Annotated in this window: 12 protein-coding genes and 4 tRNA genes; 14 read left to right on the top strand and 2 right to left on the bottom strand. The window is 61.8% G+C overall.

The genetic code is table 11. The annotated features are described in order from the left end of the window. Nucleotides 1-1,075: nucleotidyltransferase domain-containing protein (locus tag LQ952_RS01485; protein WP_238620796.1), on the top strand; the 1,075-nt coding region annotated here is incomplete at its 5' end. Between the two features lie 30 nt (nt 1,076-1,105). Here the strand turns inward: LQ952_RS01485 and galE are convergent. Together galE and LQ952_RS01475 are read right to left on the bottom strand one after the other, a co-directional pair. Further along, on the bottom strand, nt 1,106-2,089 hold the full coding sequence (gene galE, locus LQ952_RS01480; RefSeq protein WP_238620794.1) for a UDP-glucose 4-epimerase GalE: 984 nt from the start codon (nt 2,087-2,089) through the stop codon (nt 1,106-1,108). A 15-nt stretch (nt 2,090-2,104) separates the two neighbouring features. Beyond that, entirely contained in the window at nt 2,105-3,442 is a 1,338-nt protein-coding gene (locus LQ952_RS01475; RefSeq protein WP_238620791.1) for a UDP-glucose dehydrogenase family protein, read from the bottom strand. Nucleotides 3,443-3,862: 420 nt separating this feature from the next. Here LQ952_RS01475 and LQ952_RS01470 point away from each other — a divergent pair. The 13 genes from LQ952_RS01470 (at nt 3,863) to rpoC (ending at nt 17,673) form a co-directional block, all read left to right on the top strand. Then, nucleotides 3,863-3,947: transfer RNA gene (locus tag LQ952_RS01470), tRNA-Tyr, on the top strand. A gap of 164 nt (nt 3,948-4,111) precedes the next feature. Beyond that, a tRNA-Gly gene (locus LQ952_RS01465) sits at nt 4,112-4,185 on the top strand. A 24-nt stretch (nt 4,186-4,209) separates the two neighbouring features. After that, nucleotides 4,210-4,285 (top strand) — tRNA-Thr (locus LQ952_RS01460). 46 nt (nt 4,286-4,331) lie between these two features. Then, a complete protein-coding gene (tuf, locus tag LQ952_RS01455; protein ID WP_238620790.1) occupies nt 4,332-5,522 on the top strand; it encodes an elongation factor Tu in 1,191 nt (396 codons plus the stop codon). 134 nt (nt 5,523-5,656) lie between these two features. Beyond that, a tRNA-Trp gene (locus LQ952_RS01450) sits at nt 5,657-5,732 on the top strand. A 45-nt stretch (nt 5,733-5,777) separates the two neighbouring features. Next, nucleotides 5,778-6,146 (top strand): preprotein translocase subunit SecE, encoded by a 369-nt coding sequence (secE, locus tag LQ952_RS01445; protein ID WP_238620789.1) that lies wholly within the window; start codon nt 5,778-5,780, stop codon nt 6,144-6,146. 17 nt (nt 6,147-6,163) lie between these two features. Continuing rightward, nucleotides 6,164-6,697, top strand: coding sequence for a transcription termination/antitermination protein NusG (gene nusG, locus LQ952_RS01440; RefSeq protein WP_238620787.1), 534 nt, complete (start codon nt 6,164-6,166; stop codon nt 6,695-6,697). 108 nt (nt 6,698-6,805) lie between these two features. Continuing rightward, a complete protein-coding gene (gene rplK / locus LQ952_RS01435) occupies nt 6,806-7,237 on the top strand; it encodes a 50S ribosomal protein L11 (RefSeq protein WP_238620786.1) in 432 nt (143 codons plus the stop codon). A gap of 1 nt (nt 7,238) precedes the next feature. Next, entirely contained in the window at nt 7,239-7,934 is a 696-nt protein-coding gene (rplA, locus tag LQ952_RS01430; protein ID WP_238620784.1) for a 50S ribosomal protein L1, read from the top strand. Between the two features lie 250 nt (nt 7,935-8,184). Further along, nucleotides 8,185-8,709 carry a 50S ribosomal protein L10 gene (gene rplJ, locus LQ952_RS01425; protein ID WP_238620805.1) on the top strand — a complete coding sequence of 175 codons (525 nt, stop codon included), beginning with the start codon at nt 8,185-8,187 and terminating at the stop codon, nt 8,707-8,709. Nucleotides 8,710-8,757: 48 nt separating this feature from the next. Then, nucleotides 8,758-9,135, top strand: a complete 378-nt coding sequence (rplL, locus tag LQ952_RS01420; RefSeq protein WP_008933195.1) for a 50S ribosomal protein L7/L12 — start codon at nt 8,758-8,760, stop codon at nt 9,133-9,135. Nucleotides 9,136-9,276: 141 nt separating this feature from the next. Next, a complete protein-coding gene (gene rpoB, locus LQ952_RS01415; protein ID WP_238620783.1) occupies nt 9,277-13,359 on the top strand; it encodes a DNA-directed RNA polymerase subunit beta in 4,083 nt (1,360 codons plus the stop codon). 87 nt (nt 13,360-13,446) lie between these two features. Further along, on the top strand, nt 13,447-17,673 hold the full coding sequence (rpoC, locus tag LQ952_RS01410; RefSeq protein WP_238620781.1) for a DNA-directed RNA polymerase subunit beta': 4,227 nt from the start codon (nt 13,447-13,449) through the stop codon (nt 17,671-17,673). Nucleotides 17,674-17,745 lie beyond the last annotated feature (72 nt).

The raw sequence follows: 17,745 nt of genomic DNA, 5'->3' as shown, positions 1-17,745 counted from the left end.
CGCGCGTGGTTCGGCAAGGGAACTGCTCGTGTCCGGGGTGCTGGATCCCGTATCCCTGGGGACCCTTTCTCCCGGCCAGTGGGACGTATTGATCAGGCAGGCCCGCCTGAGTCGATTGCTTGGCCGGTTGGCGGTGGGGCTTGAGGCGTGCGGATTACTGGCGTCCGTGCCCATCGGTCCTCGTCAGCATCTGGAATGGGCCATTGCCCGGGTGAATACCCAGGCAGAGGAGCTGCGGTGGGAGCTTTCCTGTATCGAGGAGGCGCTGTCCGGGCTGGATGTGCCGGTCATTCTGCTCAAGGGCGCGGCCTACCATGTGGCCGATCTGGCGTTTGCCGGAGGGCGCCTGTTTGGTGATATCGACATCATGGTGGCGCCGGAGGCGTTGCCTCGGGTGGAGGCGGCGCTGATGCTCAAGGGCTGGGTGAACAGTCATCATGACGACTACGATCAGCGCTATTACCGTGAATGGATGCATGAATTGCCGCCGCTGCAGCATATCCGTCGCGGCACGACCCTTGACGTCCATCATTCGATCCTGCCGCCCACGGCCCGTCTGAAGACCCGTCCGGACTTGCTGATGGATGCCGCGATGACCCTCGACGGCTGTTTCTTCAGGGTGCTGGCGCCGGAGGACCGGGTGCTGCACAGCGCGACGCATCTGTTCTTTTCCGAGGGCGAGATGGCCGGTGGGCTCCGGGATCTGTTGGATCTGGACGGGATGATCCGGGGTTTTTCGGGTGACGAGGACTGGCGGCGCCTGCTGCTGCGGGCGGCCGAGATCGGGCTTGAGCGTCCCCTTTTCATGGCGCTGCATTACCTGGATCGTCTGGTGGGTACCCCTGTCCCGGGAGATGTGCTGGATCTGGCGCGGCGCCGTTATCCAGTGGGGTTCGGGGGGGCGGTGCTGGACTGGGGGTTGAGGATGTCCCTGTCCCCTTCGGACACCCTGGATCGGGGTGTCTATCGGCGTTTGAGTGAGTGGTTGCTGATCATTCGGGGGCACTGGCAGAAAATGCCCCCTCATTTGTTGGTGATGCACCTGGGCAGGAAGGCCTTTGTTCGGCAGTCCTGAGGCCCGGTTCATCGCCGGGCCTGTTTCTTCCTAGTAGCGCGGCGCCCGTTCCCACTCCAGCGAGGTGCGAACGATGAACGCCAGGTCGTCGTGCCGCGGGGTCCAGCCCAGTGTGGCGCGGATTCGGTCCGCCGCGGCCACCAGGCTGGGCGGGTCGCCGGGGCGGCGCGGTTCTTCCCGGATGTCCAGCGGCTTGCCGTTCAGGCGCTCCACCGCATCCAGCACTTCCCTGACGCTCAGGCCGTGGCCGTAGCCCACGTTGAAGGTGTCTGATTCGCCTCCGGCGCGGAGGTGTTCCAGGGCCTTGAGGTGGGCGGCCGCCAGGTCGCTGACGTGGATGTAGTCACGCACCCCGGTGCCGTCGGGGGTGGGGTAGTCGGTGCCGAAGACCGAGACATGAGGTCGTTTGCCCACGGCGGCTTCGCAGGCCACCTTGACCAGCAGGGTGGCCTTTGCCGTGGACTGGCCGATGCGGCCTTCCGGGTCCGAGCCGGCGACGTTGAAGTAGCGCAGGATGACGTGGCGCAGATCACAGGCGGCGGAGAGATCCCGGAGCATCCATTCGCTCATGAGCTTGGAGGTGCCGTAGGGGTTGATGGGGGCGGTGGGGCTGTCTTCCCGGGCGATGCCGTCGCGGGGGATGCCGTAGACGGCGGCGGTGGAGGAGAAGACGAAATTCTTTACACCGGCCCGGGCGGAGCATTCCAGCAGGTTGCGGGTGCCGCAGGTGTTGTTGCCGTAGTATTTGAGCGGATCGGCGACGGATTCGGGGACGATGGTGTGGGCGGCGAAGTGCATGACGGTGTCGATGTCATGCTCGTGCAGGATGCGGCTGACCAGCGCCTTGTCGGCGACATCGCCGATGATCAGTTCGCCCTGGGTGACGGCGTCGGCGAAGCCGGTGGAGAGGTTGTCCAGGACGATGACGCGTTCACCGGCCTCGGCCAGCATCAGGGCGGTGTGGCTGCCGATGTAGCCGGCGCCGCCGGTGACCAGGATGGGTTTGTTTGACATGGTGATCCCTCGGGCTCAGGCCTGGATGGACCGGCCTCGGCCGATGGCGTAATAGGCAAACCCCATGTCTTCCATGTGTCGCGGCTCGTAGAGGTTGCGACCGTCAAAGATGGTCGGGGTCTTGAGCTGCTTGCGGATCAGGTCGAAGTCCGGGCTGCGGAAGACGTTCCACTCGGTGACGATGGCCAGCGCGTCGGCACCTGCCAGGGCCTCTTCGTGGTCTTCGCACAGGGTCAGGTTCGGGCGTTCACCATAGAGGCGGGCGCATTCTTCCATGGCCACCGGGTCGTGGGCGCGAACGTGGACGCCGGCATCCCACAGGGCTTCCATCAGGGTGCGGCTGGAGGCTTCGCGCATGTCATCCGTGTTGGGTTTGAAGGAAAGGCCCCACAGGGCGATGGTGCGGCCCTTGAGGTCGCCGTTGAAATGGGTGCGGATCTTGTCGAACAGGCGCTCTTTTTGGCGCTCGTTTACGTCTTCCACGGCGGCCAGCAGTTGAGCCTTGAAGCCCACCTGGCGGGCGGTGCGTTCCAGGGCCTTCACGTCCTTGGGAAAGCAGGAGCCGCCGTAACCGCAGCCGGGGTAGATAAAGTGGTAGCCGATGCGCGGGTCGGAGCCGATGCCCTGGCGCACGTGCTCGATGTCGGCGCCCAGCTTTTCCGCCAGGTTGGCCAGTTCGTTCATGAAGCTGATTTTGGTGGCCAGCATGGCGTTGGCGGCGTATTTGGTCAGCTCTGCAGAGCGGATGTCCATGGCCATGACCCGGTCATGGTTGCGGTTAAAGGGGGCATAGAGGGCGCGCATGAGTTCGGCGGTGCGCGGGTTGTCGGTGCCGACGATGATGCGGTCGGGCTTCATGAAGTCGTCGATGGCGGCCCCTTCCTTGAGGAATTCCGGGTTGGAGACCACGTCGAAGTCCACCTGGGAGCTGCGTTGGGCCAGGGTGTCGGTGATGGCCGCCTTGACCTTGTCGGCGGTGCCCACGGGGACGGTGGACTTGTTCACCACGATGCGGTACTCGCTCATGTTGTCGGCAATGGCGTGGGCGACGGCGAGGACGTGGCTCAGATCGGCGGAGCCGTCCTCGTCAGGCGGGGTGCCCACGGCGATGAACTGGAACAGGCCGTGTTTGACGCCTTCTGCCGGGTCCAGGGTGAAGGAGAGGCGTCCGGCGGCGGTGTTTTCGGTCACCAGGTCTTCCAGGCCGGGCTCGTAGATGGGGATTTCGCCGCGCTTGAGGCGCTCGATTTTGTCGGGGTCGATATCCACGCACAGGACGTGGTTGCCCACTTCCGCCAGGCAGGCGCCCGTGACCAGTCCTACATAGCCGGAGCCGTATATGGTGACCTTCATGATCGTGCGATTCCCCTGATGTGGATCTTTGAGTCAATCAGGCATCGTAGCAAAGGCCCGTGATGACTTCATTAAGGAAACACTGAGTAAGCCTCTTTCCGCCACTCCCCGATGCCCTTCTTCCTCCGTCTCCCCGGTCCACTCTTCCTGTGCTCCCCGATGCCTCTTTCCGTCACTCCCGCGAAGGCGGGAGTCCAGAGTTTTCAGCCTATGACTGGATTCCCGCTTTCGCGGGAATGACGGAAGGGGGGCGAGGTCGGGCCGCAGGTTCTGGATTCCCGCTTTCGCGGGAATGACGGAGCTATCGGGGATGAGGGATTTGCTGCGTGGGCCGGGGGAATGACCGGGAATTTCACTTCAATCGAAATTAGTGCTTGACAGCGGGGGCGCTCATGCGAATAATCACCGGCTTTCACCCCTGGAGGGGTTCCCGAGCGGTCAAAGGGGGCAGACTGTAAATCTGCTGGCTCAGCCTTCGAAGGTTCGAATCCTTCCCCCTCCACCAGATTCCTGGTTCCGGCGTTTATCCACTACATTAAGGTGTGAGCGCCGGGTTTCCTTCCTGAGTAAGGGGAGGATGAGGTGTTTTACTTGGCGTCCCGTGTCCCGTTTTTTTTGGGCGGGTGCCGGCAAGGCGACTGAGTGGCGCTACCGGCAGTGCGGGGTTCCGCGGGTGTAGTTCAACGGTAGAACCTCAGCCTTCCAAGCTGATGATGTGGGTTCGATTCCCATCACCCGCTCCAACAGCATCAGTGTTATAGAGTCAGGCCCATATAGCTCAGTCGGTAGAGCACTTCCTTGGTAAGGAAGAGGTCACCGGTTCAAATCCGGTTATGGGCTCCATTGTCTATTTTGTGTAAAGCAAGAACTTCAGCCGGGGTGCTAGACCATGTCGAAGGAAAAATTCGAGCGTAAGAAGCCGCACGTGAACGTGGGCACCATTGGTCACGTTGACCATGGCAAGACCACGCTGACGGCGGCGCTGACGGTGGTTCAGGCGAAGAAATTTGGTGGTGAGGCCCGTGCCTACGACCAGATCGACAACGCCCCGGAAGAGCGCGCTCGCGGTATCACCATTGCCACCGCGCACGTGGAGTACGAGTCTGATAATCGTCACTACGCCCATGTGGACTGCCCCGGCCACGCCGACTACGTGAAGAACATGATCACCGGTGCGGCGCAGATGGACGGCGCGATCCTGGTGGTGTCTGCCGCTGACGGCCCGATGCCCCAGACCCGCGAGCACATCCTGCTGGCCCGTCAGGTGGGTGTGCCCTACATCGTCGTGTTCCTGAACAAGGCCGACATGGTGGACGACGCCGAGCTGTTGGAGCTGGTGGATATGGAAGTGCGTGACCTGCTGTCCAGTTACGACTTCCCTGGCGACGATACTCCGATCATCGTGGGTTCTGCGCTGAAGGCGCTGGAAGGCGATACTTCCGATATCGGCATGCCGGCGATCGACAAGCTGATTACCGCCCTGGACGAATACATTCCGGAGCCTGAGCGTGCCATCGACGGTGCGTTCCTGATGCCGGTGGAAGACGTGTTCTCCATCTCCGGACGTGGTACTGTAGTGACCGGTCGTATCGAGCGCGGCATCGTGAAGGTGGGAGACGAAGTCTCCATCGTGGGTATCCACGACACCATCAAGACCACCGTGACCGGCGTGGAGATGTTCCGCAAGCTGCTGGATCAGGGTCAGGCGGGTGACAACGTGGGTGTGCTGCTGCGCGGCACGAAGCGTGACGAAGTGGAGCGTGGTCAGGTGCTGTGCAAGAGCGGCTCGATCACCCCGCACACCAAGTTTGAAGCGGAAGTTTACGTGCTGTCGAAGGAAGAGGGTGGTCGTCACACCCCGTTCTTCAACGGCTACCGTCCGCAGTTCTATTTCCGTACCACGGACGTGACCGGTTCCTGCGATCTGCCGGAAGGCATCGAGATGGTGATGCCGGGTGACAACGTGAAGATGACCGTGTCCCTGATCGCGCCGATCGCGATGGAAGACGGTCTGCGCTTCGCGATCCGTGAAGGTGGCCGTACCGTCGGTGCCGGCGTGGTCGCCAAGATCATTCAGTAAGCAGTAAGAAGTACTGGCGGAGTCATCCGCCGAGGCGATACAATCGTCCAGCTGGAACGGCTTGAGTTCGGCGCCCGTCGGAAGGCGGGTGCCGGGTTTGAATCAGAAGGCGGTTCGCTTGTATCGGTTGTTACAGGCCAGTAGCTCAATTGGCAGAGCAGCGGTCTCCAAAACCGCAGGTTGGGGGTTCGAGTCCCTCCTGGCCTGCCATCTCTCGCAGGCAGTTGCGATTGCACCCGGGTCAAGTTCTATCCCATGGCAGGTAAAGCGGAAGTAGAAGGTGCCGGTTTCGATACCGTCAAGCTGCTGGTAGCCGTCGGGCTGCTGGTGGCGGGCGTCATCGGCTTTTATTGGTTCTCGGATGGGTCAACACTCCTCCGTGTTCTGGGCCTGCTGGCAATCAGCGGGGTGGCGGTGGGTATCGTGTTTACCACTGCCAAGGGTCGGACGCTGGCGGGTTTCCTCCAGGATTCGCGCACCGAAGTGCGCAAGATGGTCTGGCCCACCCGGGTCGAGACCTTGCAGACCTCTCTGGTCGTCCTGGCGGTGACTATCCTTGTGGCGATCATGCTGTGGCTGATCGATATGCTGCTGGGGTGGTCGATTCGCGAATTCATCCGCTGAGCAATTAGGAAGTCAAGATGGCCCTGCGTTGGTATGTCGTGCATGCATATTCCGGTTTTGAGAACCAGGTGAAGCGCTCCCTCAAGGAGCGCATTACCCGTTTTGACATGCAGGACAAGTTCGGGGACATCCTCGTGCCCACCGAGGAAGTGGTGGAAATGCGCGACGGACAGAAGCGCAAGAGTGAGCGCAAGTTCTTCCCCGGGTATGTCCTGGTCCAGATGGAAATGGATGAAGATACCTGGCACCTCGTCAAGAGCGTGCCCAAGGTGCTGGGTTTCATCGGCGCCAACGCCGATCGTCCCACGCCGATTTCGGACAAGGAGGCCGATGTCATTCTGCAGCGTATGCAGGAAGGCGCGGAAAAGCCGCGTCCCAAGGTCTTGTTCGAGCCCGGCGAAGTGGTCCGGGTTACCGATGGTCCCTTCAACGACTTCAATGCCGTCGTCGAAGAGGTCAACTACGACAAGAACCGCCTGCTGGTGGCTGTGCAGATTTTTGGCCGCTCCACGCCCGTGGAGCTGGAGTTCCATCAGGTCGAGAAGGTATAGATCTGCTGGAATTACCGAATTGCGGCAGGACCCGGGGAGCCCTGGGTCCTGCCGCTTTTCCTCAGGGGAGCCGAAAGGCGCTAGCACCCACACTCAGGAGTTCATGTCATGGCTAAGAAGATCGAAGCTTACATCAAGCTTCAGGTGGCCGCCGGTAAGGCCAACCCCAGTCCCCCCGTCGGCCCCGCACTGGGTCAGCGCGGTGTGAACATCATGGAATTCTGTAAGGCCTTCAATGCCCAGACGCAGAGTCTGGAGCCGGGTCTGCCGATTCCTGTGGTGATCACCGTCTATTCCGACCGCTCCTTTACCTTCATCACCAAGACCCCGCCGGCCTCCGTGCTGCTGCGCAAGGCCGCTGGTGTGCCCAAGGGTTCCGCCACGCCCAATACCGTCAAGGTGGGCAAGGTGACCCGTGAGCAGGTGGAAGAAGTTGCCCGTACCAAGATGCCCGATCTGACCGCCGCAGATATGGAAGCCGCCGTGCGTTCCATCGCCGGCAGTGCGCGCAGTATGGGTCTTGACGTGGAGGGCGTGTGAGATGGCAAAGCTGAGCAAGCGCATGCGGGCGATCCGCGAAAAGGTTGAGCCCGGCAAGATGTATCCGTTGTCCGATGCCCTTCATCTGCTGAAGGATACGGCTTCCGCCAAGTTCAGTGAATCCGTGGACGTGGCCGTGAACCTGGGCGTGGACCCGCGTAAGTCCGACCAGGTGGTGCGTGGTTCCACCGTGCTGCCCAACGGCACCGGCAAGACCGTGCGCGTGGCCGTGTTCACCCAGGGTGCCAATGCCGACGCCGCCCGTGAAGCCGGTGCCGACATCGTGGGCATGGATGATCTGGCCGCCGAAGTGAAGGCCGGCAATCTGAACTTTGATGTGGTGATCGCCAGCCCCGACGCCATGCGTGTGGTGGGGCAGTTGGGCCAGATCCTGGGTCCCCGCGGCCTGATGCCGAACCCCAAGGTGGGTACGGTGGCTGCCGACGTGGCGGGTGCGGTGAGAAATGCCAAGGCCGGTCAGGTGCGTTACCGCACGGACAAGGGCGGTATCATTCACTGCACCATCGGCAACGTGAGCTTTGAGCCCAAGGCGCTGGAAGAAAACCTGATGGCGCTGTTGGGCGATCTGATGAAGGCCAAGCCGGCTGCCGCCAAGGGTGTGTACATGAAGCGGGTGACCGTTTCCACCACCATGGGTCCCGGGTTGCCGGTGGATCAGGGTTCCCTGTCGCTGTAATACGGATTCGAAATTAGTTTGGGTGGGACTGCCGGCGCAAGCCGGTATCCGTCCAAGACCGCAGGCGTCCCGGGTTGCCGGGACTTAATGGAAGCATCAGGTCCGCCTGCGCAGACGGTGTCTCCCGATTCAGGTTCTTCCTGCTGAGGGTACGCCGTAAAGGTAGTCGAGGGTCTTACCGCTCTCGGCTTTATCACTCAGCGTCAACGGCGCAAGCCCTTGACGTCAAACAGGAGGTATATCCGTGGCACTGAATCTCGAAGACAAGAAGGCGATTGTCTCTGAGGTCGCTGCGGTGGCCGCCAGTGCTTATTCAGCCGTTGCGGCTGAATATCGCGGGCTCTCCGTGGGCGAGATGACCGAACTGCGCAAGAAAGCGCGTGAGTCCGGCGTCTACCTGCGGGTGGTGAAGAATTCCCTCGCCCGTCGTGCGGTCGAGGGGACCGATTTCCAGTGCATGCAGGAAGGTATGGTCGGACCCTTGGTCCTGGCCTTCTCCCAGGAAGATCCGGGTGCTGCTGCAAGACTGGTCAAGGACTTTGCCAAGAGCCACGCGAAGCTGGAGTGCAAGATGGTGTCCGTGGGTGGACAGCTGCTGGGTCCGGGCGATCTGGATCGTCTGGCCAGCATGCCGACCCGCGACCAGGCCATCAGCCTGCTCATGGCTGTCATGAAGGCGCCGCTCGACAAGTTCGCGCGCACCCTCAACGAAGTCCCGGGCAAGTTCGTTCGCACTGTGGCCGCTATTCGCGACCAGAAACAGGCTGCTGCCTGAGCATATTTTTGAACCGAATCGGGTATCACACCCTCTTAGGAGTTAACCATGGCTGTTTCGAAAGAAGAAATCCTGGAAACCATTTCCAACATGACCGTTCTGGAAATCGTTGATCTGATTTCCGCGATGGAAGAGAAGTTCGGCGTGAGCGCTGCCGCTGCCGTGGCTGCCGCCCCCGTTGCCGCCGCCGGTGGCGAAGCCGCTGCCGAAGTCAAGGACGAGTTCGATGTCGTCATGACCAGCTTCGGCGCCAACAAGGTCAACGTGATCAAGGTCATCCGCGGCCTGACCGGTCTGGGTCTGAAGGAAGCCAAGGACATGGTCGAATCCGCTCCGGCCACCGTGAAGGAAGGCGTGAACAAGGATGAAGCCGAGAAGATCAAGAAGGAACTGGAAGAAGCCGGCGCCAGCGTCGAACTCAAGTAAGGCGTTGGTCTGGTCTTTGTTTCGCGACTTGCTCGCGTGACACCCGGGGGCTGGCGGTGATACACCGCCGGCCTCTTGCTGCTTGCTCCACTTCACCCCGCACACAAGGGTGGCGTGTCGATTCTAGTGTGAGGAATCACAATGGCTTATAGCTACACCGAGAAGAAGCGCATCCGCAAGGATTTCGGCAAACGGCCCCAGATCCTCGATGTCCCCTATCTGCTGGCCACGCAGATTGATTCCTACCGTCAGTTCCTGCAGATGAGCGAGCCCCGTCAGGGCCGCGACGAGATAGGTCTGCACGCCGCCTTCAAGTCGGTGTTCCCGATCGTGAGCTATTCCGGGTCCGTGGAACTGGAATACGTCAGCTATCGCTTGGGTGATCCCGTATTTGATGTGAAGGAATGTCAGCTGCGTGGGATGACCTACGCCGCCCCGCTGCGTGTGCTGCTGCGCCTGGTGATCTACGACAAGGAAGCCCCGGCGGGCTCCCGCGTGGTCAAGGACATCAAGGAGCAGGAAGTTTACATGGGCGAACTGCCGCTCATGACCGACAACGGTACGTTCGTGATCAACGGTACCGAGCGCGTGATCGTGTCCCAGCTGCACCGGTCCCCCGGCGTGTTCTTCGACCACGACAAGGGCAAGACCCACAGCTCCGGCAAACTGCTGTTCAATGCCCGCGTGATTCCCTACCGCGGCTCCTGGCTGGACTTCGAGTTTGATCCGAAGGACTCCATCTTTGTACGTATCGACCGTCGCCGCAAGCTGCCTGCGACGGTGCTGCTCCGTGCCCTGGGCATGGAGGAAGAAGACATCCTGGAAACCTTCTTCGAGACCAATACGGTCAAGATCCTCAAGGAAGGTTTCGAGATGGAACTGGTCCCGGAGCGCCTGCGCGGCGAGACGGCGGCCTTTGACATCTACGTGGGCGATCAGCTGCTGGTGGAATCCGGCCGGCGCATCACCGCCCGTCATGTGCGCCAGATGGAACAGGCCGAGCTGAAGTCCCTGGAAGTGCCGGCCGAATTCCTGGTGGGCAAGATTCTGGCCCATACCGTCGCCGATGAAGACAGCGGCGAGCTGGTGGCCAACGCCAACGACGAACTGACTCCCGACATGCTGGAGAAGATCCGTCGTTCCGGCGTCAAGACCTTCCGCACCCTGTATACCAACGATCTGGATCACGGCCCCTATATCTCCAGCACCCTGCGGATCGACACCACGCGCTCCCAGCTGGAGGCCCAGGTGGAGATCTACCGGATGATGCGTCCGGGCGAGCCGCCGACCAAGGATGCCGCCGAGAACCTGTTCCAGAGCCTGTTCTTCAGCGAAGACCGCTATGATCTCTCCGCCGTGGGGCGGATGAAGTTCAACCGTCGCGTGGGTCGTGAGGAAGAGGTCGGCCCGGGCGTGCTGGATAACCAAGACATCCTGGACGTGGTCAAGGTCCTGATCGACATCCGTAACGGCAACGGCCATGTGGACGACATCGACCACCTGGGCAACCGTCGCGTGCGCAGCGTGGGCGAGATGGCGGAAAACGTCTTCCGCGTCGGCTTGGTGCGCGTGGAGCGCGCCGTGAAGGAACGCCTGAGCGTGGCCGAGAGTGAGGGCCTGATGCCTCAGGAACTGATCAACGCCAAGCCGGTGGCGGCGGCGGTGAAGGAGTTCTTCGGCTCCAGCCAGCTGTCCCAGTTCATGGACCAGAACAACCCGCTGTCCGAGGTCACCCATAAGCGTCGTATCTCGGCCCTGGGCCCCGGTGGTCTGACCCGCGAGCGGGCGGGCTTCGAAGTCCGTGACGTGCATCCCACGCACTATGGTCGCGTCTGCCCCATCGAGACCCCGGAAGGTCCGAACATCGGCCTGATCAACTCTCTGGCCGTGTACGCCCGCACCAACCGCTACGGCTTCCTGGAAACGCCGTACCGCCGGGTGGTGGACGGCAAGGTGACCGAGGAAATCCTGTATTTGTCGGCCATTGAGGAAGGCAACTACGTCATCGCCCAGGCGAACGCCACCCTGGATGAGGCCGGTAGCCTGATGGACGAGCTGGTGTCCTGCCGTTTCCAGAACGAGTTCACCATGTCCACTCCGGACAAGATCCAGTGCATGGACATCTCGCCCAAGCAGATCGTCTCCGTGGCGGCGGCACTGATTCCATTCCTGGAGCATGACGACGCCAACCGCGCCCTCATGGGTTCCAACATGCAGCGTCAGGCCGTGCCCTGTCTGCGTGCCGAGACCCCGGTGGTGGGCACCGGCATCGAGCGTACCGTGGCCATCGACTCCGGTTCTTCCATCGTGGCCCTCCGGGGTGGCGTGGTGGACTCCGTGGATGCCGCCCGTGTGGTGGTGCGCGTCAACGATGACGAGACCGAAGCCGGCGAACCCGGTGTGGACATCTACAACTTCATCAAGTACACCCGTTCCAACCAGAACACCTGCATCAACCAGAGCCCGCTGGTCCGCGTGGGTGACGTCATCGCCCGCGGTGACGTCATTGCCGATGGTTCCTCCACGGATCTGGGTGAACTGGCCCTGGGCCAGAACATGCTGGTGGCCTTCATGCCCTGGAACGGCTACAACTTCGAGGACTCCATCCTCATCTCCGAGCGGGTGGTACAGGAAGATCGCTTCACCTCGATCCACATCGAGGAACTCACCTGCGTGGCCCGGGATACCAAGCTGGGGCCGGAGGAGATCAGTGCCGATATCCCCAACGTGTCCGAAGGTCTGCTCTCCAAGCTGGATGAGTCGGGCATCGTCTACGTGGGGGCCGAGGTGAAGCCGGGTGATATCCTGGTGGGCAAGGTCACGCCCAAGGGCGAGACCCAGCTGACCCCGGAAGAGAAGTTGCTGCGCGCCATCTTCGGCGAGAAGGCCTCGGACGTGAAGGACACGAGTCTGCGTGTCTCTTCCGGTATCGAGGGCACCGTGATCGATGTCCGCGTCTTCACCCGCGACGGTGTGGAGAAGGACAAGCGTGCCCTGCAGATCGAGGAAATGGCCCTGGAATCCGTCCGCAAGGACCTCAAGGATCAGCTGCGTATCTACGAGGACGACATCTACGATCGCGTGGAGAAACTGCTCTCCGGCAAGCTGGCGGCCGGTGGCCCCGGCGGCCTGAAGGATGGCGCCAAGGTGACCCGCACCTACCTGAGCGAACTGCCTCGTGAGAAGTGGTTCGAGATCCGCATGCGCAGTGAGGAAGTCAACGAACAGCTGGAACTGATGCAGGACCAGCTCAAGCTGCAGCATGACGCCTTCGAGAAGCGCTTCAAGGAGCAGAAGGCCAAACTCACCGCCGGTGACGATCTGGCGCCCGGCGTGTTGAAGATGGTCAAGGTCTATCTGGCCGTGAAGCGTCGCATGCAGCCCGGTGACAAGATGGCCGGCCGCCACGGTAACAAGGGTGTGGTGTCCATGATCGTGCCGATGGAGGACATGCCTTACCTGGAGGACGGTTCCCCCGTGGACATCGTGCTCAACCCGCTGGGCGTGCCTTCGCGCATGAACGTGGGGCAGGTGCTGGAAACCCATCTGGGGTGGGCGGCCAAGGGGCTGGGCCAGAAGATCGGCCGCATGATCGATGCCAAGGCCCAGATGGACGAGTTGCGCCGGTTCCTGGATCAAATCTACAACCATGATCCCAAGAACATCAAGGAAGACCTGTCCCAGCTCTCCGACGAGGAGGTCATCGAACTGGCCAAGCGCCTGCGTCGCGGCGTGCCCATGGCCACTCCGGTGTTCGACGGTGCCGAGGAGCATGAGATCAAGCACATGCTCAAGCTGGCGGATCTGCCGGAAACCGGTCAGACCTTCCTCTGTGACGGCCGGACCGGTGAGACCTTCGATCGGCCGGTCACCGTGGGCTACATGCACATGCTGAAGCTGAACCATCTGGTTGATGACAAGATGCACGCCCGTTCCACCGGCCCGTACAGCCTGGTCACCCAGCAGCCGCTGGGCGGCAAGGCCCAGTTCGGTGGCCAGCGCTTCGGGGAGATGGAAGTCTGGGCCCTTGAGGCCTACGGCGCGGCATATACGCTGCAGGAAATGTTGACCGTGAAGTCTGATGACGTACAGGGCCGCAACAAGATGTACAAGAACATCGTCGACGGCGATCACCGGATGGAAGCGAATATTCCCGAGTCCTTCAATGTACTCATGAAGGAAATTCGTTCGCTGGCCATCAATATCGAACTGGAGCAGGACTGAGCCAGGACCACATGACGGGGGCGGACCTTCCGTCCGCCCCGTCGGGCAATCAGGACGTGTCCGCTCCGACTCAATCGAGGTGAATCGATGAAAGATCTTCTCAATCTACTCAAGCAGCAAGGCCAGGTGGAAGAATTTGATGCCATCCGGATCGCGCTGGCGTCCCCTGAAATGATCCGGTCCTGGTCATTCGGCGAGGTCAAGAAGCCGGAAACCATCAACTACCGTACCTTCAAGCCGGAACGGGATGGCCTGTTCTGCGCCAAGATCTTCGGCCCCATCAAGGACTACGAGTGCCTGTGCGGCAAGTACAAGCGCCTCAAGCACCGCGGCGTGGTGTGTGAAAAGTGCGGCGTGGAAGTGACCCAGACCAAGGTGCGCCGCGAGCGCATGGGTCATATCGAGCTGGCCAGCCCGGTGGCCCATATCTGGTTCCTCAAGAGCCTGCCGTCCCGCATCGGCCTGTTGTTGGACATGACCCTGCGCGACATTGAGCGGGTGCTGTATTTTGAAGCCTTCGTGGTGGTGGATCCGGGCATGACCACCCTGGAACGGGGCCAGTTGCTGAGCGACGAGCAGTACCTGGATGCCATCGAAGAACACGGTGACGAGTTCGATGCCCGCATGGGCGCCGAGGCTGTGTTCGAACTGTTGCGCTCCATCGATCTGCAGCAGGAGGCCGGCCGCCTGCGCACGGAAGTGCGCGAGACCAATTCCGACACCAAGATCAAGCGTCTGGCCAAGCGCCTGAAGCTGATCGAGTCCTTCCTGGAGTCCGGCAACAAGCCCGAGTGGATGATCCTCACGGTGCTGCCGGTGCTGCCGCCGGATCTGCGTCCCCTGGTGCCCCTGGACGGTGGTCGCTTCGCCACCTCCGACCTGAACGATCTGTATCGCCGGGTCATCAACCGCAACAACCGTCTCAAGCGTCTGCTGGAGCTCAATGCCCCTGACATCATCGTGCGCAACGAAAAGCGCATGCTGCAGGAGGCGGTGGACGCCCTGCTGGACAACGGCCGTCGCGGCCGTGCCATCACCGGCACCAACAAGCGCCCGCTCAAATCCCTGGCCGACATGATCAAGGGCAAGCAGGGTCGCTTCCGTCAGAACCTGCTGGGCAAGCGCGTGGACTACTCCGGTCGTTCCGTGATCGTGGTGGGTCCGACCCTGCGTCTGCACCAGTGCGGTCTGCCCAAGAAGATGGCCCTGGAGCTGTTCAAGCCCTTCATCTTCGGCAAGCTGCACCGCCGTGGCTTGGCCACCACCATCAAGGCAGCCAAGAAGCTGGTGGAAAGGGAAGGGCCGGAGGTCTGGGATATCCTTGAAGAGGTGATCCGCGAGCACCCGGTGATGCTCAACCGGGCACCGACCCTGCATCGCCTGGGCATTCAGGCCTTTGAACCGGTGCTCATCGAGGGCAAGGCGATTCAGCTGCATCCGCTGGTCTGCGCCGCGTTCAACGCGGACTTCGACGGCGACCAGATGGCGGTGCATGTGCCGCTGTCCCTGGAGGCGCAGCTGGAAGCCCGCGCCCTGATGATGTCCACCAACAACATCCTCTCGCCCGCCAACGGTGAGCCCATCATCGTGCCGTCCCAGGACATCGTGCTGGGCCTGTACTACATGTCCCGCGATCGCATCAATGCCAAGGGCGAGGGCATGTTGTTCAGTGACGTGGACGAGGTGCATCGCGCCTACGAGAACGGCGTGGTGGAACTGCACGCCCGCGTGCAGGTGCGCATCCGCGAAGTGGTGGTGAGCGAGGACGGTGAGCGTTCGGAGACCCTGACCCGCTATCAGACTACCGTGGGCCGTGCCCTGCTGTCCCGCATTCTGCCCCCGGGCCTGCCGTTCGAGATCGTCAACCGCGATCTGACCAAGAAGGCCATTTCCGGGCTGATCAACCACTGCTACCGCCGCGTGGGTCTGAAGGAGACGGTGATCTTCGCCGACCAGCTGATGTACACCGGCTTCAAGTACTCCACCCGGGGCGGTGTCTCCTTCGGTATCAACGACATGGTGATTCCGGACGAGAAGCTGGGCATCCTGGCCGCTGCCGAGACCCAGGTGAAGGATATCGAGGAGCAGTATTCCTCGGGTCTGGTGACCAAGGGCGAGCGCTACAACAAGGTGGTGGACATCTGGTCCCATACCAACGACCAGGTGGCCAAGGCCATGATGGAGAAGCTGGGCAAGGACGAGGTGGAAGATGCCCAAGGCAATCTCGTCAAGCAGCCTTCCTTCAATTCCATCTTCATGATGGCCGACTCCGGGGCGCGAGGTTCCGCCGCCCAGATCCGTCAGCTGGCGGGGATGCGCGGCCTGATGGCCAAGCCGGACGGTTCCATCATTGAGACTCCCATCACGGCGAACTTCCGTGAAGGTCTGAACGTGCTGCAGTACTTCATCTCCACCCACGGTGCCCGTAAGGGTCTGGCGGATACGGCACTCAAGACCGCCAACTCCGGTTACCTGACCCGTCGTCTGGTGGACGTGGCCCAGGACCTGGTGGTGACCGAGCCGGATTGCGGTACTGATCAGGGTATCGTCATGAAGCCCATTATCGAAGGCGGCGACGTGGTGGAACCGCTGCGTGAGCGGGTGCTGGGTCGTGTGCTGTCCGAGGACGTGCTTTCCCTGAGCGGCGAACTGATCATGTCTCGCGGCACCCTGCTGGATGAGGACGCCGTGGACACCATGGAAGCTGCCGGTGTAGACGAGGTCGTGGTGCGTTCCGCCATCACCTGCCAGACCCGTCACGGCATCTGTGCCAAATGCTATGGCCGCGACCTGGCGCGTGGACACCGGGTGAACATCGGTGAGGCGGTGGGTGTCATCGCCGCTCAGTCCATCGGTGAGCCGGGTACCCAGCTTACCATGCGTACCTTCCACATCGGGGGCGCCGCCAGCCGTACCGCGGCCGCCAGCAGCATTTCCGTCAAGGGCAAGGGTTCCATCCGTCTGCACAACATCAAGACGGTGTCGAACAAGCACGGCAACCTGGTGGCAGTGTCCCGTTCCGGTGAAATCGGCGTCATTGACGATGCCGGCCGTGAGCGTGAGCGCTACAAGCTGCCCTATGGTGCGGTCATCATGGTGGTCGATGGCGAGGCCGTGGAAGCCGGCAAGGAAGTGGCAACCTGGGACCCGCATACTCACCCGATCATCACCGAGGTGGCCGGTACCATCCGTACCCACGACTTCATCGACGGCGTGACGGTGAACAAGCAGGTGGACGATATCACCGGACTGACGTCCACCGTGGTCATCGATCCCAAATCTCGTGGGTCCCAGGGCAAGGACCTGCGTCCCACGGTGAAGCTGATGGGCCCCAACGGTCAGGATCTGTGCCTGGCGGGTACCGAGATCCCCGCTCACTATGTGCTGCAGAGCGGCGCCATCGTGAACCTGGAAGACGGCGCCGCAGTGGAGGTGGGTGACGTTATCGCCCGTATCCCGCAGGAATCCTCCAAGACCCGCGACATCACCGGTGGTCTGCCTCGGGTGGCCGATCTGTTCGAGGCCAGGAAGCCCAAAGAGCCGGCCATCCTGGCGGAACGTTCCGGTACGGTCAGCTTCGGCAAGGACACCAAGGGCAAGCAGCGTCTGATCATCACCGATGAGAAGAGCAGCGAGACCCATGAGGAGCTGATTCCCAAGTGGCGTCAGGTGAACGTGTTCGAAGGTGAGCATGTGGAGCGCGGGGAAGTGATCGCCGACGGCGAACCCAACCCCCACGACATTCTGCGTCTGCTGGGCGTAACCGCCCTGGCCGAGTACATGGTCAAGGAAATCCAGGACGTCTATCGTCTGCAGGGTGTGAAAATCAACGACAAGCACATCGAGGTGATCATTCGCCAGATGCTGCGTAAGGTGGAAATCACCTATCCGGGAGACAGCCGCTTCCTCAATGGGGAGCAGGTGGATCGTGCCCGGGTGGTGGAAGAGATGGATATGCTGGGACCGGACAAGCAACATCCCCTGTATGATCGGGTGTTGCTGGGCATCACCAAGGCCTCGCTGGTCACGGAATCCTTCATCTCCGCGGCTTCCTTCCAGGAAACCACGCGGGTGCTGACCGAATCCGCTGTGCGCGGTGCCCGGGATGACCTGCGCGGCCTGAAGGAGAACGTGATCGTGGGTCGCCTGATCCCGGCCGGTTCCGGGCTGGCGTACCACAAGGAGCGGCGCCGCCGGCGTCACGGCGGGGGCCTGTCCTTGTCCGTGCCGGAAGTGGCCGCTGCTCCGTCGCAGACCCCGGTGACGCCCGAATCCAATGGGGATTCGGACGGCGCCGCGGCCTCCGAGGAATGATTCAGCAGTCTTTTGGTGGTGAGTGTGCCCGTCATGTCTTGACACTGACGGGCCCTCTGCCTAACATATCGC

Source organism: Ectothiorhodospira lacustris (assembly GCF_022227785.1).
Lineage (GTDB): Bacteria > Pseudomonadota > Gammaproteobacteria > Ectothiorhodospirales > Ectothiorhodospiraceae > Ectothiorhodospira > Ectothiorhodospira lacustris.
The sequence above is the reverse complement of the archived record's forward strand: the minus strand, read 5'-3'. Positions and strand labels throughout refer to the sequence as shown.